At 71.5% G+C, this 20,208-nt stretch carries 14 protein-coding genes and 1 pseudogene; 4 read left to right on the top strand and 11 right to left on the bottom strand.

All coding sequences use genetic code 11. From position 1 onward, the window contains the following. Nucleotides 1-87: 87 nt before the first annotated feature. The 5 genes from ABZV94_RS19615 to ABZV94_RS19595 all read right to left on the bottom strand — a co-directional run bounded on the left by ABZV94_RS19615 (nt 88) and on the right by ABZV94_RS19595 (nt 5,631). Nucleotides 88-915, bottom strand: a complete 828-nt coding sequence (locus ABZV94_RS19615; protein ID WP_356341707.1) for a carbohydrate ABC transporter permease — start codon at nt 913-915, stop codon at nt 88-90. Beyond that, the gene (locus ABZV94_RS19610) at nt 915-1,778 is read right to left on the bottom strand and encodes a sugar ABC transporter permease (protein WP_356341705.1); all 864 of its coding nucleotides are present in this window, start codon (nt 1,776-1,778) and stop codon (nt 915-917) included. The genes ABZV94_RS19615 and ABZV94_RS19610 overlap by 1 nt, the downstream gene beginning before the upstream one ends. Continuing rightward, entirely contained in the window at nt 1,775-3,184 is a 1,410-nt protein-coding gene (locus ABZV94_RS19605) for an extracellular solute-binding protein (RefSeq protein ID WP_356341703.1), read from the bottom strand. Before ABZV94_RS19605 ends, ABZV94_RS19610 begins: the two co-directional genes overlap by 4 nt. A gap of 135 nt (nt 3,185-3,319) precedes the next feature. Then, nucleotides 3,320-4,015, bottom strand: a complete 696-nt coding sequence (locus tag ABZV94_RS19600; RefSeq protein ID WP_356341701.1) for a response regulator — start codon at nt 4,013-4,015, stop codon at nt 3,320-3,322. Next, entirely contained in the window at nt 4,012-5,631 is a 1,620-nt protein-coding gene (locus ABZV94_RS19595) for a sensor histidine kinase (protein ID WP_356341698.1), read from the bottom strand. The genes ABZV94_RS19600 and ABZV94_RS19595 overlap by 4 nt, the downstream gene beginning before the upstream one ends. 153 nt (nt 5,632-5,784) lie before the next feature. On the opposite strand from ABZV94_RS19595, the gene ABZV94_RS19590 reads away from it, so the two are divergent. After that, on the top strand, nt 5,785-7,173 hold the full coding sequence (locus ABZV94_RS19590) for a cation:dicarboxylase symporter family transporter (protein WP_356341696.1): 1,389 nt from the start codon (nt 5,785-5,787) through the stop codon (nt 7,171-7,173). 114 nt (nt 7,174-7,287) lie between these two features. Here the strand turns inward: ABZV94_RS19590 and ABZV94_RS19585 are convergent, their stop codons facing one another. Further along, the gene (locus tag ABZV94_RS19585) at nt 7,288-7,902 is read right to left on the bottom strand and encodes a TetR/AcrR family transcriptional regulator (RefSeq protein ID WP_356341693.1); all 615 of its coding nucleotides are present in this window, start codon (nt 7,900-7,902) and stop codon (nt 7,288-7,290) included. 137 nt (nt 7,903-8,039) lie between these two features. Between ABZV94_RS19585 and ABZV94_RS19580 the strand changes: the two genes are divergently transcribed. From ABZV94_RS19580 to ABZV94_RS19570, 3 genes are all read left to right on the top strand, one after another. Then, nucleotides 8,040-9,713: an MFS transporter gene (locus ABZV94_RS19580; protein ID WP_356341690.1), complete on the top strand. Its 1,674-nt coding sequence runs from the start codon at nt 8,040-8,042 to the stop codon at nt 9,711-9,713. A 109-nt stretch (nt 9,714-9,822) separates the two neighbouring features. After that, a complete protein-coding gene (locus tag ABZV94_RS19575) occupies nt 9,823-10,596 on the top strand; it encodes a DUF2127 domain-containing protein (RefSeq protein ID WP_356341688.1) in 774 nt (257 codons plus the stop codon). Nucleotides 10,597-10,766: 170 nt separating this feature from the next. Then, nucleotides 10,767-13,007, top strand: coding sequence for an ATP-dependent DNA helicase (locus ABZV94_RS19570; RefSeq protein ID WP_356341759.1), 2,241 nt, complete (start codon nt 10,767-10,769; stop codon nt 13,005-13,007). On the opposite strand, the gene ABZV94_RS19565 is transcribed toward ABZV94_RS19570, so the two are convergent. The 5 genes and pseudogenes from ABZV94_RS19565 to ABZV94_RS19545 form a co-directional block, all read right to left on the bottom strand. Next, nucleotides 12,994-13,875: a hypothetical protein gene (locus tag ABZV94_RS19565; protein ID WP_356341686.1), complete on the bottom strand. Its 882-nt coding sequence runs from the start codon at nt 13,873-13,875 to the stop codon at nt 12,994-12,996. The two genes, ABZV94_RS19570 and ABZV94_RS19565, sit on opposite strands and share 14 nt — an antisense overlap. 63 nt (nt 13,876-13,938) lie before the next feature. Continuing rightward, on the bottom strand, nt 13,939-16,338 hold the full coding sequence (gene glgB / locus ABZV94_RS19560) for a 1,4-alpha-glucan branching enzyme (protein WP_356341683.1): 2,400 nt from the start codon (nt 16,336-16,338) through the stop codon (nt 13,939-13,941). Beyond that, nucleotides 16,335-17,729, bottom strand: coding sequence for a maltokinase (locus ABZV94_RS19555; protein ID WP_356341681.1), 1,395 nt, complete (start codon nt 17,727-17,729; stop codon nt 16,335-16,337). Before ABZV94_RS19555 ends, glgB begins: the two co-directional genes overlap by 4 nt. A 95-nt stretch (nt 17,730-17,824) precedes the next feature. Beyond that, entirely contained in the window at nt 17,825-19,525 is a 1,701-nt protein-coding gene (gene treS, locus ABZV94_RS19550) for a maltose alpha-D-glucosyltransferase (protein ID WP_356341678.1), read from the bottom strand. Beyond that, nucleotides 19,522-20,208: pseudogene (locus ABZV94_RS19545) on the bottom strand (alpha-1,4-glucan--maltose-1-phosphate maltosyltransferase); the annotation flags it as partial. The gene treS and the pseudogene ABZV94_RS19545, both read right to left, overlap by 4 nt.

Raw genomic sequence — 20,208 nt, 5'->3', positions numbered from 1 at the left:
GCTACGGTCCGTTCAGCCAGGATCACGGATTGTCGGAACGCACAGTTCCGGCCGTTCGGCAGGCAACGGGCGGAACACCCTCCCCGTTCACCCCTTGACCGCGCCGCCGAGCGCGAACCCGCCGCCCAGCCGCCGTGCCACCAGGACGTACAGCAGGATCACCGGCGTCGAGTAGATCACCGAGAACGCGGCGAGCTGGCCGTACGCCACCATGCCCCGGTTGCCGAAGAAGTCGTTGATGCTCACCGAGGCCGGCATCTGCTCCGGGGTGAGCAGCAGCATGAACGGGACGAAGAAGTTCCCCCACATCATCACGAACGAGAACACGGTCACGACGGCGAGCCCCGGCCCCGTCAGCGGCAGCACGATCCGGACGAGGGACTGCGCCGCCGAGGCCCCGTCCGTCCAGGCCGCCTCCTCCAGCTCCGTCGGCACGCCGTCCATGAAGTTCTTCATCAGCCAGATGGCGAACGGCAGCTGGGAGGCGGCGAAGAAGAGGATCGTGCCCTGGAGGGTGTCGATGAGGTTCACCCGGACGAACAGGGCGTACACCGGCACCATGATCGCCGTGATGGGCAGGCTCGCCGCGAACAGGATCGTCAGCAGGAACGGCCGGTTCAGCCGGGACGGGAACCGGGACAGCGGGTACGCGGCGAGGGCGGCGCAGCCGACGGTCAGCGCCGTGGCGCCCCCGCACAGGATCAGGCTGTTGAGCAGCGGGGTGTAGGTGATGTCGGGGGTCAGGATCGCGTGGAAGTTGGCCAGGGTGAGGCCGTCGGGGACCCTGACCCGCAGGCCGGCGTGCGGGTCCACGGCGGACAGCAGCACCCAGGCGAGCGGCAGCGCGAAGGCGGCGGCCACCGCCAGCAGCGCGACATCGGCGGCGAGCCGCCGCGAGGCACGGTTGCGGGCCATCAGACCTCCGTCCGCAGCAGCCGCAGGTAGACGACGGAGAACAGGGAGCCGACGACCAGCAGGAGCAGGGCGACCGCGGTGCCGTACCCGATCATGCTGTTCTGGAAGGCCTGTTCGTACATGAACAGCGGCAGCGTCTGGCTCCGGTCGCCGGGCCCGCCCCGGGTCATCACCCAGATCAGCCCGAAGACCGAGAGCGTCTGGAGGGTGTTGAGCATGAGGTTGGTGCCGATGGAGCGCCGGATCATCGGCAGCGTGATGTGCCACAGCCGCCGCCAGCCGCCGGCCCCGTCCACCTCGGCGGCCTCCGTGATCTCGGCGGGGATCTCGTCCAGGGCGGCGGAGTACACCAGCATCGAGAACGCCGTCCCGCGCCAGACGTTGGCGAAGGACACCGCGAGGATCGGCAGCGTGAACAGCCAGTTCTGGCGGGGCAGATGGAGCCAGTCCAGGATCGCGTTCAGGGTGCCCTCGCGCCGGAAGAACGCGTAGAGCAGGAACCCGGCGACGACCTCCGGCAGCACCCACGCGGTGACGACGACCCCGCCGGTGAGGGTGCGGACGGGTTTCGACGCGCGCTTCATCAGCGCGGCGAGGGCCAGCCCGAGGGTGTTCTGCCCGACGAGCGAGGACAGCACCGTGAACACCAGGGTGAGCCGGACGGCGTTCAGGAACGCGTCGTCCCGGAACGCCCGGCGGAAGTTGGCGAGGCCCACGAAGGAGGAGTGGGCCTGGCCGGTCAGCTGGAGGTCGGTGAAGGCGATCCAGACGCAGTAGGCGATCGGCCCGGCGAGGAACAGCAGCAGCAGGACCAGGGCGGGGGCGACCGGGAGGACCCGGACGGCCGGGCTGCGGCGCCTCACTTCCGGACCACTTGGCCGCCGGTGACGTCCTTGACCGTGGCGTCGTACGCGTCCGCCGCCTTCTCCACGGACAGGTCACCGGTCGTGACCGCCTCCATGGCTTCCTGCACGGCGGTCGACACCTTCGGGTACGCCGGGTACGCGGGCCGGTAGTGGGTGCTCGCCACCAGGTCGGTGAAGAACTTGATGCCGGGCTGGGCGGTGACGTACTTCGGATCGGCGGCGACGTCCTTGCGGACGGCGATCCCGGAGTTGGCGATGTACCACTTGCGGGCGTTGTCCTTCGTCTGCAGCGTCCGGACGAAGTCGAAGGCGAGGTCGGGGTTGGCCGCCTTGGCCGGGATGGACCAGGTCCAGCCGCCGGACATGCTCACCTTGCCGGGCGCCTGCCCGGCTTGCGTCGGCATGGCCGCGAGCCCCAACTGCTCGGACCAGTCCGGCCACTCGTGCCCGCTGCCCGGCAGCCACTCCTGCGGCAGCCAGGAGCCGTCGAGGGCGATGCCGATCTTGCCCTGGGGGAGCAGTTCGCCGTTGACGGTGGTGTTGAAGTTCGGGTCGAGGGCGTCGGAGACGTCGGGTCCGAGCTTGTCCTTGTAGACCGTCTCCACGAAGCGGAGGGAGTCCTCGAAGGCCCGCGACCCCGTGATCCACTTCTTGCTGCCGCTGTCGTACAAGGGGTCTTGTGTACCGTCGCCCGTGCCGTACAGGAGCATCTCGAAGCCCTGCATGGTGGCCCGCTCACCGGCCGGCTTGCCGGTGTAGACGTTGAGCGGGATCACGCCGGGCACCTTCCGCTTGATGGTGCGCGCGGCGGCGAGGACGTCGTCCCAGGTCCTCGGCTGCCAGTCCAGGGCCAGTCCGGCCTTCTTGAACACCCGCTTGTCGAACCACAGGCCGCGGGTGTCGGTCCCGTCCGGGACGCCGTACGTCTTCCCGTCCTGCCCCTTGGCCGCCGCCTTCGCGGTGCCGATGAACTGGCGCCAGTCCGGCCACTGGGCGAGGTAGGGGTCGAGCGGCTTCAGGTACCCGCTGGTGATGTCGGAGTTGATGAGGAAGGTGTCCTCGTAGACCAGGTCCGGGGCGGTGCGCGGCGAGCGGAGCATCTGCTGGAGCTTGGTGTAGTACTCCGAGTCCGGGGCCTTAATCGGCACGAACTCGACCTTCTTGCCGGGGTGTTCGCGCTCGAACTGCTTCTTGATGCCGGCGAGGTAGGTGTCCATCACCTTGACGGAGTTGTCGGTGGACTGCTTGTACGACACCTTCACCGTGTCCGGACTGCTGCCGGAGCCGCTGCCGCAGGCGGTGAGGGCGGTGGCGGCGAGAGCGGCGGCGAGGAGGAGGGGGAGGGGGGAGCGGGGGGAGAGGGGGAGGCGGCGGGAGCGGGCGGCGGTGGGGCGCACGGGCATGACCTCCTGAGCGCACGTGGGGGTGGCGCGGAGATTGCTGCCGTGTGAAGGTAAGAGGAGTGGTCTAGTCAGGTCAATGTGTCTGCGCGGGATTGAGCCCGGTCCCGCAGGAGCCACCGGCGTCCGTGCTCTCTGTCACCGCCCCTGAGACACCCACCGGTACACCAACTCCGGCCGCCCCACCTGCCCGTACAACGGACTCCGGCCGGCCCGTCCCGCATCCACCAGGTGCTCCAGGTACCGCCGCGCCGTGATCCGTGAGATGCCCACCGCCTCGGCCACCCCGGCCGCCGTGAGCCCCTCCGCAGCCGCCTCCCGCAGCGCGGACGTCACCCGTTCCAGCGTCGGCCCGCTCAGCCCCTTCGGCAGGGCCGCCGGTGTCGGGGCGCGCAGGGCCGCCAGGGCGCGGTCGACCTCGTCCTGGCCGCTCGCCTCGCCCACCGCCGCGTGGAACTCGGCGTACCGCACCAGCCGGTCCCTCAGCGTCGCGAACGTGAACGGTTTCAGGACGTACTGGACGACGCCCAGGGACACCCCCTCCCGCACCACTGCCAGGTCGCGCGCCGAGGTCACCGCTATCACGTCCGCGTGATGCCCGGCCGCCCGCAGGGACCGGGCCAGTTGCAGGCCGTGGACGTCGGGGAGGTGCAGGTCCAGCAGCAGCAGGTCCACCGGGGTCCGGTCCAGCAGGCGCCGTGCCTCCGCCCCCGTGTGCGCCTTCCCGACCGCGACGAACCCCGGTACCCGGCCGACGTACATCACGTGCGCGTCGGCGGCCACCGGGTCGTCCTCGACGACGAGGACGCGGATGGGCTGCTCCTCGTTCGTCATCCGGCGCCACCCGTGGACGCGCGCAACGGCAACCGCACCTCGAACACCGCTCCGCCCTCCTCCGCCTCGGCCACCGTCAACGTGCCGTCGTGGCGGTTCACCGCCTGCCGGACCAGGGCCAGGCCGAGTCCCCGTCCGCCGGGTTCGGCCGGCTTCGTGGAGAACCCCCGCTGGAACACCAGGTCGGCGTGGGCGGGGTCGACCCCCGGGCCGGTGTCCGACACCCGGAGCACCACTTCGGCGGCCGTAGCGTACGCCGTCACGGTCACCCGCGCCCGGGCGCCGCCCTGCGCCGCGTCCACCGCGTTGTCGATCAGGTTGCCGAGGATCGTCACCAGGTCGCGGGCGGAGAGGCTCTCCGGGAGCAGGCCGTCGTCCAGCCGGCTGTCCGGGGAGACCACCAGCTCCACGCCCCGCTCGTTCGCCTGCGCGGTCTTGCCCAGCAGCAGCGCGGCCAGCACCGGCTCGCTCACCGCCGCCACCACCTGGTCGGTCAGGGCCTGGGCCAGCTCCAGCTCGGCCGTGGCGAATTCCACCGCCTCCCCGGCCCGGCCCAGCTCGATCAGGGAGACGACCGTGTGCAGGCGGTTCGCGGCCTCGTGCGCCTGTGAGCGCAGTGCCTGCGTGAAGCCCCGCTCCGAGTCCAGCTCGCCCATCAGCGACTGGAGTTCGGTGACGTCCCGGAGTGTCACGACCGTGCCCCGGTGTTCACCGCCCGACACCGGGGAGGTGTTCACCACCAGCACCCGGGACGCGGTCAGGTGCACCTCGTCGACCCGGGGCTCCGAGGACAGCAGGGCGCCCGTCAGCGGGGCCGGCAGGCCCAGGTCGGCCACCGAGCGGCCGACCACCTCCTCCTCCGGGCCCACCCCCAGCAGCTCCCGTCCGCCGTCGTTGATCAGCGCGATCCGGTACCGGCCGTCCAGCATCAGCAGGCCTTCCCGGACCGCGTGCAGCGCCGCCTGGTGGTAGTCGTGCATCCGGCTCAGTTCGGTGGCGTTCATGCCGTGGGTGTGGCGGCGGAGCCGGGCGTTGATCACGTACGTGCCGACCGCGCCCAGCAGCAGGGCCACGCCCGCCACCCCGAGCAGGGCGGTGACCTGGTCCTGGACCCGGGCGCTGATCGTCTCCACCTTGATGCCGGCGCTCACCAGGCCGACGATCCGGCCGTTGTCCGAGATGGGGGTCACCGCGCGGACGGACGCGCCGAGCGTGCCGGTGTAGGTCTCGGTGAAGGTGCGGCCGTGCTGGGCGGGACCGATGTTGCCGAGGAAGCGTTTGCCGATCTGGTTCTGGTCGGGGTGGGTCCAGCGGATGCCGGACGGGTTCATGATCGTCACGAAGTCGACGTTGGCGTCCCGCATGACCTGGAGGGCGTACGGCTCCAGCCGGGCGGTGGGGTGGGGGGTGCGGATCGCCTCGCGGACCGAGGGGGAGTCGGCGATCGACCGGGCCACCGCCGTGGCCTGCCGGGCGGCGGCGTCCTCGGCCTGCCGCTGGTCGCTGACGTAGGTGAACAGCGCGTACCCGGCCACGACGACCGCTATCAGCACGGCCTGCATGGCGAACAGCTGGCCGGCCAGGCTCCGGGGCCGCGGGAGGGTGGGGACGCGCATGTCAGCAGTGTGCCTCTCCGGTTAAGTGTGAACTAAATGAACGGAAGGGTGACCGCCCTCACAGGCCGGGAGATAGTCACGGCATTCCTCAAAACGCCCGGACGTGAGCCGCACGCCGGTTGTTCACCGACGAAGACGTCAAGGAGGGCAGTCGTGGCCGCCAGTACTCCCGATACGGCACCTGCCGCACCCCGCGTGAAGCGGGACCGGACCCACTACCTGTACATCGCCGTCATCGTGGCGGTCGCGCTCGGCATCGGGGTGGGGCTGATCTGGCCCGATGCCGCGGTGGAGCTGAAGCCGCTCGGCACCGGGTTCGTGAACCTGATCAAGATGATGATCTCGCCGATCATCTTCTGCACGATCGTGCTCGGCATCGGATCCGTGCGGAAGGCCGCCAAGGTCGGCGCCGTCGGCGGCATCGCCCTCGGCTACTTCCTCGTGATGTCGCTCGTCGCGCTCGCCATCGGGCTCGTCGTCGGCAACGTGCTGCACCCGGGCGACGGGCTGCACATCACCAACGCCATCAAGGCGACCGGACACGACCAGGTGTCCCCGGACGCCCTGCCGCCCGTCGACTTCGTGCTGTCGATCATCCCGACCACGTTCGTCTCCGCCTTCACCGAGGGCCAGGTGCTCCAGACGCTGCTGGTGGCCCTGCTCGCCGGGTTCGCGCTCCAGGCCATGGGCTCGGCCGGACAGCCGGTGCTGCGCGGCATCGAGCACATCCAGCGGCTCGTGTTCCGCATCCTGTCCATGGTGATGTGGGCGGCGCCCATCGGTGCGTTCGGTGCCATCGCGGCGGTGGTCGGTTCGGCCGGCATCGACGCCCTCAAGAGCCTCGCCGTGCTGATGCTCGGCTTCTACGTCACCTGCTTCCTGTTCGTCTTCGTCGTGCTCGGCGCGCTGCTCCGCGTCGTCGCGGGTCTGAACGTCTTCTCCCTGCTCAAGTACCTCGCCCGGGAGTTCCTGCTGATCCTGTCGACGTCCTCGTCGGAGTCCGCCCTGCCGCGGCTGATCGCGAAGATGGAGCACCTGGGCGTCAGCCGGCCGGTCGTCGGCATCACCGTGCCGACCGGGTACTCGTTCAACCTGGACGGCACGATGATCTACATGACCATGGCGTCGCTGTACATCGCGGACGCGCTGGGCACGCCGATGTCGATCGGTGAGCAGATCCCGCTGCTGCTCTTCCTGCTGCTGGCCTCCAAGGGCGCGGCCGGTGTCAGCGGTGCGGGCCTCGCCACGCTGGCCGGCGGCCTGCAGTCGCACAAGCCGGCGCTGGTGGACGGGGTCGGTCTGATCGTCGGCATCGACCGCTTCATGAGCGAGGCGCGGGCGCTGACGAACTTCGCGGGCAACGCGGTCGCGACGGTGCTGGTCGGCACCTGGACCAAGGAGATCGACACGGTCCGGGTGCGGCGGGTGCTGGCCGGGGAGCTGCCGTTCGACGAGACCACGCTGCTGGACGAGGACGGGACCGGGGCGGAGGAGCTTCCCGAGCCCCGGCAGGACGGCGAGAAGGAACTCGCCAAGGCCTGATCAACCCCGGAGTTCCGGACGCCCGGCCCCGCCTGAACCCGGGCCGGGCGTCCGGTCACCGCGCCGGGCGTGCCAAGGCTCCCCGTGACCCAGCCGCCCGGACACTCCCCATTGCTACGACACCTCGGCCACCAGCTCGGTGGCCCGTGAGGCGGGTACGCCCGCCGCGGTCAGGACGGCGACCGTGGCGGAGCGGCCCGCCTCCTGCGCTGCCAGGAGCCCGTCGTTCACCGCCTCCATCACCGCGAACAGCATCTGCTCGTGCACGTACGCGAGGGCCGGCGCGGGCAGCGGGGAGCTGAAGGCGCCTTCGTCCAGGCCGCGCTGGAGGAGGCGGATCTTGTTCTCGCGCAGGGGCGCGAGGCGTTCGCGGATGCCCTGCACGGTGACCGTGCGCTGGGCCAGGGCGATCAGCAGCCGGTAGCGGTCGGCGACCGGCCACAGGGCGAGCACCGAGCGGGCCACCGCCTCCGCCGGGTCGGTCACCGCGGCGCCGGCCCGGGAGTCGGCGTCCGCCAGCGCCTCCACGGCTCCGTCCACCAGCGTGCTGATCAGCGCCTCCCGGCTGGGGAAGTGGCCGTAGACCGTCCGTCGGACGACGCCTGCCGCGCGCGCGATCTGGTCCATGGAGGCGTCCGGATCGCGCAGGAGTTCGGTGAGGGCGACGTCGAGGATGCGGCGCCGGTTGGCGTCGGCGCGGCTGGTGTTACCCGTGGTCATGGCGGTCATTGTGCCTCCCCGGAGCCTTCCGGGCGTCTTCCGGTCGACTTGCACAGTGCTGTGCAGCGTCGTACATTGCACATGGTTGTGCAATTGCACGCCATTGTGCAAGTCCTGTCGCGCACCCGAGGAAGGCGACCCCTGCCATGCGACTCGTCATGACCGAACCGGTCGAAAGGATGGACCGCCCCTACGCCCGGCGGTGGTGGGCGCTGCTGGTGCTGTGCCTCAGCCTGCTGATCATCGTGATGGCGAACACCGCCCTCACGGTCGCGGCGCCCGACATGACCCGGGACCTCGGGCTGTCCAGCGCCGACCTGCAGTGGGTGATCGACGGCTACACCGTCCCCTACGCCGCGCTGATGCTGCTGCTCGGCGCGATCGGCGACAAGTACAGCCGGCGCGGGGCGCTCGTCCTCGGCCTGGTGGTCTTCGGCGGCGGGGCCGTCTTCGGGTACCTCGCCGACAGCGCGGCGACCGTCATCGCGGCCCGCGCCGTGATGGGCGTGGGCGCCGCGCTGATCATGCCCGCCACCCTGTCCCTGCTGGCCGCGACCTTCCCGCGCGCCGAGCGGGCCAAGGCGATCACGCTGTGGACCGCCACCGCCGGGCTCGCCATCGCCGCCGGACCGGTCGTCGCCGGCGCCCTGCTGCGCGACCACGGCTGGTCCTCGACCTTCCTGATCAACGTGCCCGTCGCGGCCGTCGCGATCGTCGCCGCCTTCGTCCTCGTCCCGCCCTCGCGGGCCGGCCACCACGACCGGATCGACTACGTCGGCGGGCTGCTGTCGGTGCTCTGGACCGGCGCGCTCGTCTACATGATCATCGAGGGCCCGCACTTCGGCTGGGGCGCCAAGGCCGTCGGGGCGGCCGTCGCCGCCGGGCTCGGCCTGGTCGCCTTCGTCCTGTGGGAGCTGCGCCACCCGCGCCCGATCCTGGACGTGCGCCGCTTCACCGGCCGCCGGTTCGCCGGCTCCAACCTCGCCGTCGCCCTGTTCTTCCTCGCCGTCTTCGGCGCCTTCTACTACCTCACCCAGCACCTCCAGTTCGTCCTCGGCTACGACGCCCTCCAGACCGGTGTGCGCATGCTGCCGCTCGCCGGCGCCGTCTTCGCCGGCTCGGCCCTGACCGGCTGGCTCACCCCGCACCTCGGCATGAAGTGGACCGTCAGCGCCGGCATGGTCGGCGGCACGACCGCGCTCGCCCTGCTCACCCGCGTGGACGCGGGCTCCACCTACGGCGACTTCGTGGCGCCCCTGATCATCCTGGGCCTCGCCATCGGCCTCGCCCTCTCACCCTGCACCGACGCCATCATGGGCGCGTTCCCGGAGTCCGAGCTGGGCGTCGGCGGCGCCGTCAACGACACCTCGCTGGAGCTGGGCGGCTCGCTCGGCATCGCCCTCCTCGGCTCGCTGCTCGCCACCTCCTACGGCGACCACCTGGCCGACGCCACCGCCGGCAGCAAGCTCCCGGCGAGCGCGCTGGACACCGCCCAGGACTCGGTCGGCGCCGGGTACGCCGTCGCGCAGGGCATCGGTGAGAAGGCGCAGCAGGCCGCGGCGCGGGCCCAGCAGGCGAGTGACCCGCAGCAGGCCGCCCAGCTCAAGCAGCAGGCCGGTGAGCTGGCCGCCGGCGCCCGGCAGATGGCCGACGCGGTGGGCTCCGCCTTCTCCGACGCGGTCGCCCGCACCAGTTTCGTCGGGGCGGTGATCCTCGGCGTCGGGACCGTCCTGGTGGCCGTCCTGCTGCCGCGCCGCGAGGCCGGCACGCCTGAGGCCGCGACCGAGGAGAAGGAGCTGGTGGACAGCGCGGCCGGCTGACCGCCTCCCGCACCCCTCCGCCGACGTGCCGCTCCGGAGCGACCGGAACGGCACGTTCGCGTACGGCGTCCGTACGGGTGGTGATGATCCGACTGTGGAGGCACGGGGCATGAAGATCGACTGGGACCGGCGGACCTGCGCGCGCAAGGGCCATGTGACCTACGCGCCCGACGACCCCCGGCTGCGGATCCGGCTGCACGCGCAGACCGCGCTCGGCGAGGTCTGGCGGTGTCTGCGCTGCGGTGACTTCGTGCTCGGCGAGCCACGCGGCTCGGGGCCGGCCGCCGACGCGCCGCTGGTACCGCGCGGCAAGGTGCTCCGGGACCTGTTCGTCCTGCGCTTCCTCGCCGTCGAGCGGGCGGTGCGCGGGGTGTTCATCGTGCTGGTCGCGGTCGCGGTGTGGAAGTTCAGCAACAGCCAGGACGCGGTGCGCCGCCTGTTCGACGAGTACCTGGACGTCTTCCGGCCGGTCTTCCGGCACTTCCACTACGACCTGGACCACTCGCCGGTCGTCGGTTCCGTCCAGAAGGCGTTCGGCTACCGGCACTCCACCCTGCTGCTGGTCGCCGGACTGCTGCTGGCCTACGCGCTGATCGAGCTGATCGAGGCGGTCGGCCTCTGGTACGCCAAGCGCTGGGCGGAGTACCTGACGGTGGTCGCGACGGCCGCCTTCCTCCCGCTGGAGATCTACGAACTCACCGAGCACGTCAGCTGGCTGAAGATCGCCACGCTCGTGCTCAACATCCTCGCGGTCCTCTACATCGCCCTGACCAAGCGCCTCTTCGGGCTGCGCGGGGGCCGCCGGGCGTTCGAGGAGGAACGGCACAGCGCGTCGCTGATGGAGGTGGAGGAGTCGGCGGGCGCGGTGCACGCACCGCTGTAGACCAGGCCCCGCCCAGCAAAAAATCCCCTGAGCAATTGCGCTCGGGGGATTGCTGTGCGTATATTCAGTGATTCGTGACTTCATTTCCGAGGAGCCACGAAGTAATTTACTGAGCACAGTATATCCGGGCGGGAGCGGAATTGTCAAACACCGACTTTCCAGACGATGAAATCCGGAACGAGCAGGAATTCATCGACGGACTGTACGCGCGCGTGGACGTGCTGCGCGGCGAGGCCGAGACCTCCGTCGCCGACGCGCTCGCCCAGGGCGACAAGCCCATGCAGGCCCGGCTGGAGCGGGACATCCTGGTCGCCGAGCGCTCGGGGCTGCTCGCCGCGCTGAACGCCGTCGACGGCTCGCTCTGCTTCGGCCGGATCGACCTCGCCGACGGCACGAAGCACCACATCGGCCGGATCGGGCTGCGCGAGGACGACGCCGAGCGCACGCCGGTCCTCATCGACTGGCGGGCCGACGTCGCCCGCCCCTTCTACCTGGCCACCGGCCACACCCCGATGGGCCTGCGCCGCCGCCGGCACATCGCCTCCGAGGGCCGGACCGTCACCTCCCTGCACGACGAGATCCTCGACCTCGGCGACGCCACCCGCACCGGGCACGAGGACCCGAGCGGCGACGCCGTCCTGCTGGCCGCGCTGAACTCCGCCCGCACCGGCCGGATGAGCGACATCGTGCAGACCATCCAGGCCGACCAGGACCGCATCATCCGGGCGCCGCACCGGGGCGTGCTGGTCGTGGAGGGCGGACCCGGCACCGGCAAGACCGCGGTGGCCCTGCACCGCGCCGCCTATCTGCTGTACGAGCACCGGGACCTGCTGGCCCGGCGCGCGGTCCTCATCGTCGGCCCGAACCCGGCCTTCCTCGGCTACATCGGCGAGGTGCTGCCCTCCCTCGGCGAGACCGGGGTGCTGCTGGCCACGGTCGGCGAGCTGTTCCCCGGCGTGAAGGCCACCGCCGCCGACACCCCGGAGGCCGCCGCCGTCAAGGGCCGCGCCGCCATGGCCGACGTGCTCGCCGCCGTCGTCCGCGACCGGCAGGCCCTGCCCGACCCGGTCATCGCGATCGAGCACGACCGCGAGGTGCTCATGCTGGACGACGGCCTGGTGAACGTCGCCCGCGAGCGCACCCGCGCCGCCAAGCTGCCCCACAACGTCGCCCGCGAGTACTTCGAGGGGCACATCCTCAACACGCTCACCGAGCTGTACGCCGAGCGCGTGGGCACCGACCCCTACGACGGCAGCAGCCTGCTCGACGCCTCCGACATCACCCAGATCCGCGACGAACTCGCCGAGAACCCCGAGGTCTGGGACGCCATCGACCAGCTCTGGCCCCGGATCACCCCGCAGCGGCTGGTCGCCGACTTCCTCGCCGAGCCCGACGGCCACCTGCCGAAGGAGGACGCCGACGCGATCCGCCGCCCGGTGACCCGCGCCTGGACCGTCGCCGACGTGCCCCTGCTCGACGAGGCGGCCGAACTCCTCGGCGAGGACGACCGGGTGGCGCGGGCCCGCGCCGAACGCGAACGCGAGACGCAGGTGGCCTACGCCCAGGGCGTGCTGGACGTCTCCTACGCCTCCCGGACCTACGAGTTCGAGGACAAGGAGGCCGACGACCCGGACGCCTCCGAGGTGCTGTCCGCGCACGACATCATCGACGCCGAGCGGTTCGCCGAGCGGCAGGAGGAGGCCGACCACCGCAGCGCCGCCGAGCGGGCCGCCGCCGACCGCACCTGGGCGTTCGGGCACATCATCGTGGACGAGGCGCAGGAACTGTCGCCGATGGCCTGGCGGCTGCTGATGCGGCGCAGCCCGACCCGCTCGATGACCCTGGTCGGGGACCCCGCCCAGACGGCGGAGGCGGCCGGCGTCGGCTCCTGGGCGGACATCCTCACGCCCTACGTCGAGGACCGCTGGGAGCACACCCGGCTGGGCGTCAACTACCGCACCCCCGCGGAGATCATGGAGCTGGCGGCGGCCGTCGTCCGCGCCGAGAACCCCGACTTCGCACCGCCCAGCTCCGTCCGCTCCACCGGTGAGCGCCCCTGGGTGCGGCGGGTGGCCGACGACCTGCCCGGCGCGGTCGCCAAGGCGGTCGCCGAGCTCACTCCGGCGGAGGGCCGGCTCGCGGTGATCGCCCCGCGCCACCTGCACCGGGCCCTCGCCGCCCGCCTGGACGGCGTCACGGCCGGCGCCGAGCCGGACCTGACGCGGACGGTCGTCCTGCTCGACCCGCGGCAGTCCAAGGGCCTCGAATTCGACTCCGTCCTGGTGGTGGAGCCGGGCGCCTACGGCACGAGCGACCTGTACGTCGCCCTGACCCGGGCCACCCAGCGGCTCGGCGTGCTCTACACGGACGAACTCCCGCAGGCGCTCGCCACGGGCGTCACCGTGTCGTAGCGGTCGCGGCGGGGCTGCCCCCGGCCGTCGGCGGGGCCGACGGCGGTGGGTAGCTCGGGTGCAGCGTGGCGGACAGCGGGGGCAGCTCCGCGCACAGCGCTGTCGGGAACCGCGGAACCCTGCGCCGGACCGCCGCGCAGCCTCCGGCGGCGGTCTCGAAGACCGGCTTCCAGCCGGAGCGCTCCGCCCGGAAGAACCAGCGGTCGCCCAGCCGGGAGGAGCACGCGGGGTTCTCGTCGCCGGAGTCGCACGCCGGGCCGGTGCGCCAGGAGAAGTCCAGGACCAGCCACCTGCCGTCGCAGTGCTCGGCGTCCCGGTAGGCGTGCATCGGCGCGCCGGCCGCGATCAGGGCCTGGTCGTAGGAGGCGGGGGTGCAGCCGGCGGCCGGCGGATGGCAGCCGAGGCGCCCGCACATCCGCAGGGCGGGCGGTTTCGCGCCGTCAGCGGTGAACACCGTGTCGTTGTCGACCACCAGTTCCCGGTCGCCCAGCGGCTTCGGCAGCCGTACCCGGGCCGTGGCCGTCGTCTCCCCGACGCATCCCGAACGCGGGTCGAGGGAGGGGGAGGTGAAACTGATCTGGACGTGCACGGTGCCCGGCACGGTGCCGTACTCGGCGTCGGTGTCGACCGCCTTGAGGTTCCGCACGCAGGGGTGCTCGCCGCTGGGCACCTGGGCGTCGATGCTCACCGTGCGGTGGTCGGCGCCGATCCGGGCGGCCGCGATCCGGGAGGGCGCGGTGAGGGTCCACGGGATCGGCCCGGTCGCCGTGGCGGACGCTCCCCGCCCCGCCACGTGCGTGCCGCAACCGCTCAGCAGGAGAGCGGCCACGGCACACAGCAGGGCGGTCAGTGCTCTGTGCAGCCGCACGTGCCTCAGTCCCCCCGTGCTCCGCCGAAGACGTGCGGCCACTACAGGCCGCGCACCACCCGGTCAGGCCGGGCGGAGCCACACCGTCGCCAGCGGGGGCAGGGTCAGCCGGATGCTCGCCGGGCGGCCGTGCCAGGGCTGGGACTCGGGTTTGACGACGTCCGGCCGGGTGACGTCGCTGCCGCCGTAGCGGGCCGCGTCGGTGTTGAGGACCTCCACCCAGGCCGGCACGTCCTCCGGCACCCCGAGGCGGTAGTCGTGGCGCACCACCGGAGCCAGGTGGGAGACGGCGAGCAGGGGGGTGCCCTCGGCGTCGTGGCGCAGGAACGCGAAGACGTTGTCGTCCGCCGCGTCCCCGGTGATCCACTCGAAGCCCGCCGGGTCGGTGTCCCGCTGCCACAGCGCCTGCGTGGCCCGGTAGACCGCGTTCAGGTCCCGGACGAGGTCCCGCACGCCCCGGTGGTCCGCCTCGGCGCCGTACGCCGGGTCGAGCAGCCACCAGTCGGGGCCGTGCGCCTCGGACCACTCGGCTCCCTGGGCGAACTCCTGCCCCATGAAGAGGAGTTGCTTGCCGGGGTGGGCCCACATGAAGCCCAGGTAGGCACGCAGGTTCGCGCGCTGCTGCCACCAGTCGCCGGGCATCTTCGACACCAGGGACCGCTTGCCGTGGACGACCTCGTCGTGGGAGATCGGCAGGACGTAGTTCTCGCTGTAGGCGTACACCATCGAGAACGTCATCTCGTGGTGGTGGTACGCGCGGTGCACGGGGTCGTGGCTCATGTACTGGAGCGAGTCGTGCATCCAGCCCATGTTCCACTTCAGTCCGAAGCCGAGCCCGCCGAAGCCGCTCGGGCCCCGGTGGTGGGTGGGGCGGGTGACGCCGTCCCAGGCCGTGGACTCCTCGGCGACGGTCACCACGCCCGGGCAGCGCCGGTACACGGTGGCGTTCATCTCCTGAAGGAAGGCCACCGCGTCCAGGTTCTCCCGGCCGCCGTGCTCGTTCGGCGTCCACTGGCCCGGCTCGCGCGAGTAGTCCAGGTAGAGCATCGAGGCGACCGCGTCGACGCGGAGCCCGTCGATGTGGAACTCCTCGCACCAGTACACCGCGTTCGCGACGAGGAAGTTGCGCACCTCGCGCCGTCCGAAGTCGAACTCCAGCGTGCCCCAGTCGGGATGGGCGGCCCGCAGCGGGTCGTGGTGCTCGTACAGCGGCCGCCCGTCGAACTCCGCGAGTGCCCAGTCGTCGCGCGGGAAGTGCGCCGGCACCCAGTCCATCAGCACCCCGATGCCGGCCTGGTGCAGCTTGTCCACCAGGTACTTGAAGTCGTCGGGGGTGCCGAGCCGGGCCGTCGGCGCGTAGAAGCCGGTGACCTGGTAGCCCCAGGAACCGCCGAAGGGATGCTCGGCGACCGGCATCAGCTCGACATGGGTGAAGCCCATCTCCGAGACGTACGCGGGCAGCTGCTCGGCCAGCTGCCGGTACGTGAGGCCGGGGCGCCAGGAGGCCAGGTGCACCTCGTACACGGAGAAGGGGGCCTCGTGCACCGGGGTGTCCCCGCGCCGGGCCATCCACTCCGCGTCACCCCACTCGTGGTGCGAGGCGTGCACGATCGAGGAGGTGGCGGGCGGGACCTCGGTACGGCGGGCCAGCGGGTCGGCGCGCAGGGTGCGTGAGCCGTCCGGGCGGGTGATCTCGAACTTGTACAGCTCGCCCTCGCCGATCCCCGGCACGAACAGTTCCCAGACCCCGGTGCCGCCGAGCGAGCGCATCGGGAAGCCGGTGCCGTCCCAGAAGTTGAACCCGCCGGTGACCCGCACGCCCCGCGCGTTCGGCGCCCACACCGCGAACCGGGTGCCGGTGACGCCCTGGTGGGTGGTGACGTGCGCGCCGAGCGCCTGCCACAGCTGCTCGTGCCGGCCCTCCCCGATCAGATGCAGGTCCAGCTCGCCGAGGGTGGGCAGGAAACGGTAGGCGTCCTCGGTCTCGTGCACCGTGCCGTCGTACGTCACCAGCAGCCGGTAGACGGGCACCTCGGTGAGCGGGAGCAGGCCGGAGAAGAAGCCGTCGCCGTCGTCGTGCAGCTTGGCCCGCAGCTCGCCCGAGACCACGGTGACCCCCTGGGCGTGCGGGCGGAAGGCGCGGAAGGCGACCCCGCCCGGCACCGGGTGCGCGCCCAGCACGGAGTGCGGATCGTGATGGGTGCCGTGGAGCAGGCGTTCGCGGTCGCCGGCGTCGACGGCCGGGGACACGGCGACCTCCGCACGGGGTGCCGCCGCCTGCGCCGGGACCGCCACGGCGGACGCCGGTGCCTGCGGCGGGGCGTCCGCGGCGGGCGGCGGCGTCTGCGCGGGGATCTCCTGGGCCGGCGGCTTCCTGCCGGCGGTCTCCTTCCTGGCCGCGGATTCCTTCTTGGCCTTGGTTCCCTTGTGGGCCTTGGATTCCTTGTGTCCCTTGGGGGTCACGGACGAGCCTCCTGGTCGGGCAGGGCGAGGCGGCGCACCGCGCTCAGCGGTACGGGGAGCCAGTCGGGCCGGTGCCGGGCCTCGTAGACGACCTCGTAGACCGCCTTGTCGGTCTCGTAGGCCCGCAGCAGCACCGGATCGGTTCGTGGATCGCGGCCGGCCACCTCCGCGTATCCGGAGCAGTAGGCGGCCCGGCAGGTGTGCGCCCAGTCCGGGGCGGGCGGGGTCGCCGAGTGGGCCGCGTAGTCGAAGGAGCGGAGCATCCCCGCGATGTCCCGCACCGGCGGCTGCGGCATGCGCCGCTCGGCCAGCGGCCGGGCCGGTTCGCCCTCGAAGTCGATCAGCGACCACGCGCCGGACGGCGAGCGCAGGCACTGGCCGAGGTGCAGATCGCCGTGGACGCGCTGGGCGGTCCAGGTGCGGCCCTCGGCGGCGAGCGTGCCGAGCGCCTCGTACGCCGAGCGCAGCCCGCGTTCGTACGGCCGCAGCGCCGGCACCGCCTGCACGGCGGCGGCCAGCCGCTCGGTCATGCCGTCGACCAGCAGCTCCAGCTGGGCGTGGCCGAGGGTGACCGTCGGCAGGGCCCGGGCGAGCGCGGTGTGCACCTCGGCGGTGGCCCGGCCCAGCGCGCGGGCCTCGGCGGCGAAGTCCTCGCCCTTGGCCAGTTCGCGCAGCGCCAGCTCCCAGCCGTCGGCCGCGCCGCTCACGAACGGCTGGAGCACGGCCAGGACGTAGGTGTCCGCCGCCACTTCGGCGTGCAGCCAGGCGGTCGGCGCGGGCACCCGGGGGCAGCCCTCGCGGGCCAGGGCGAGGGGGAGCTCCAGATCGGGGTTGACGCCGGGCACCACCCGGCGCAGCAGCTTCAGAATGAACGTATCTCCGTAGACCACCGACGAGTTGGACTGCTCGGCGGTCATCAGCCGGGCCACGAGCCCGGCCCGGATCTCCTGCGCCGGGTCCCGTTCGAAGCGCAGCCCGCCGATGCGGGCCTGGGTGCGCAGGGCCTCCAGGAGCACCTCGGCGGGCCGGGTGTCGTACAGGGCCTCGTACACCGTGCGTCCGGCGAGCGGGCCCTCGGAAACATGTCCGATGAGCGCGGGCGCCAGCCGGGGCGGCAGCGCCTCGCGCACGCCTATGAGGAGCTGGTAGCAGTCTCCGGGGTGCGGCGGGGCGCCCGGCACGGCGGGCTGGTGGACGCGTACCAGCAGGTGGTAGAGGCCCAGCCGGCCGTCGGGCGGCAGCAGTTCGGTGACGGACACGGGGGTGAACCCGGTGACCGGGCGGCCCTTGCCCGCGAACCAGCGCTGCCGGGGCAGCCAGGCGCGCAGCAGGGGGTCGAGCGAGGCGAGGAGTGAACCGGTGGTGCCGGAAGAGGTGACCGTTTCCGCCATGGGCGTCACGTCCTTTCCCCGGGGGTCGTCGGGGTGTTACTGATGCGTGCCCCGGGTGGGGCGGTGGAAACGCCGCACCGCCCCACAGGGCCTCGCTACACGGGTTCCCGGCGCAGCCGGAACCAGTAGAAGCCGTGTCCCGCGAGGGTGAGCAGGTACGGCAGCTCGCCGATCGCCGGGAAGCGGACCCCGCCGAACAGCTCGACGGGGTGCCGCCCGCCGAACCGGCTGAGGTCCAGCTCCGTGGGCTGGGCGAAGCGGGAGAAGTTGTGGACGCACAGCACGAGGTCGTCCTCGTACTCGCGCAGGAAGGCGAGCACCGCCGGGTTCGACGACGGCAGCTCGGTGTAGGACCCCAGTCCGAAGGCAGGATTCTGCTTGCGGATCTCGATCATGCGGCGGGTCCAGTGCAGCAGGCTGGAGGGTGAGGCCATGGACGCCTCGACGTTGGTGACCTGGTAGCCGTAGACCGGGTCCATGATCGCGGGCAGGAACAGGCGTCCCGGGTCACAGGACGAGAAGCCGGCGTTGCGGTCGGGGGTCCACTGCATGGGGGTGCGGACGGCGTCGCGGTCGCCGAGCCAGATGTTGTCGCCCATGCCGATCTCGTCGCCGTAGTACAGGATCGGCGAGCCGGGCAGGGAGAGCAGCAGGGCGGTGAACAGCTCGATCTGGTTGCGGTCGTTGTCGAGCAGCGGCGCGAGGCGGCGGCGGATGCCGATGTTGGCGCGCATCCGCGGGTCCTTGGCGTACTCCGCCCACATGTAGTCGCGTTCCTCGTCGGTGACCATCTCGAGGGTCAGCTCGTCGTGGTTGCGCAGGAAGATGCCCCACTGGCAGCCGGACGGGATCGCGGGGGTCTTGGCGAGGATCTCGGAGACCGGGTAGCGGGATTCGCGCCGTACGGCCATGAAGATGCGCGGCATGACGGGGAAGTGGAACGCCATGTGGCACTCGTCGCCGCCGGCCCGGAAGTCACCGAAGTAGTCGACGACGTCCTCGGGCCACTGGTTGGCCTCCGCCAGCAGCACCTTGTCGGGGTACTGGGCGTCGATCTCCTTGCGCACCCGCTTCAGGAACTCGTGGGTCGCCGGCAGGTTCTCGCAGTTGGTGCCCTCCTGCTGGTACAGGTAGGGCACCGCGTCCAGCCGGAACCCGTCGATGCCGAGATCCAGCCAGAACTTCAGCGCGGAGATCATCTCCTCCTGCACGGCCGGGTTCTCGTAGTTCAGGTCCGGCTGGTGCGAGAAGAAGCGGTGCCAGTAGTACTGCTTGCGTACCGGGTCGTACGTCCAGTTGGAGACCTCGGTGTCGACGAAGATGATCCGGGCGTCCTGGTACTGCTTGTCGTCGTCGGCCCAGACGTAGTAGTCCCCGTACGGACCGTCCGGATCGCGCCTCGACTCCTGGAACCACGGGTGCTGGTCGCTGGTGTGGTTCATGACGAAGTCGATGATCACGCGCATGCCGCGCTGGTGGGCGGCGTCCACGAACTCCACGAAGTCGGCGAGGTCGCCGAACTCCGGCAGGACGGCGGTGTAGTCGGAGACGTCGTAACCGCCGTCCCGCAGCGGCGACTTGAAGAACGGCGGCAGCCACAGGCAGTCCACGCCGAGCCACTGCAGGTAGTCGAGCTTGGCGGTCAGGCCCTTCAGGTCGCCGACGCCGTCGCCGTTGCTGTCCTGGAAGGAGCGGACCAGGACCTCGTAGAAGACGGCGCGTTTGAACCACTCCGGGTCCCGGTCCTTGGCGGGTGTGTCCTCGAAGGTGTCCGGAACGGGCTCATTGACGATCATATTGTGGGTGACCCTCCGATCTGCGGGGTGGACGGTCGCAGGACGGTGAAGACGTGCGCGGGCCTATGACCCGGTTCGAGGCGCACATAGTTGGCCCTGCCCCAGTAGTAGGTCTCGCCGGTGAGCTGATCGCACACCGGCACGGACTCGTGCCAGTCCAGGCCGAGTTGCGGCATGTCCAACGAGACCGTGGCCTCCTGGGTGTGGTGGGGGTCGAGGTTCACGACCACCAGAACCGTGTTCGATCCGCTCCGCTTCGAGTAGGCGATCACCGCGTCCTTGTCGGTGTGGTGGAAGTGCAGATCGCGCAGCTGTCGCAGGGCCGGCTGCTGCCGCCGGACGGTGTTGAGTTTCGTGATGAGGGGGGCGATGGTGCGCCCCTCGCGTTCGGCGGCCTCCCAGTCGCGGGGTTTGAGCTGGTACTTCTCGGAGTCCAGGTACTCCTCACCGCCCTCCCTGAGCGGGGTGTTCTCGCACAGTTCGTAGCCGGAGTAGATGCCCCAGGCGGGGGAGAGGGTGGCGGCGAGCACGGCGCGGACCTCGAAGGCGGGGCGTCCGCCGTGCTGGAGGTAGGCGTGCAGGATGTCAGGGGTGTTGGCGAAGAAGTTCGGCCGCATCCAGGCCGCCGCCTCACCCGACAGCTCGGTCAGGTACTCGGTCAGCTCCTGCTTGGTGTTGCGCCA

It is taken from the genome of Streptomyces sp. NPDC004658 (assembly GCF_040609555.1).
Lineage (GTDB): Bacteria > Actinomycetota > Actinomycetes > Streptomycetales > Streptomycetaceae > Streptomyces.
The sequence above is the reverse complement of the archived record's forward strand: the minus strand, read 5'-3'. Positions and strand labels throughout refer to the sequence as shown.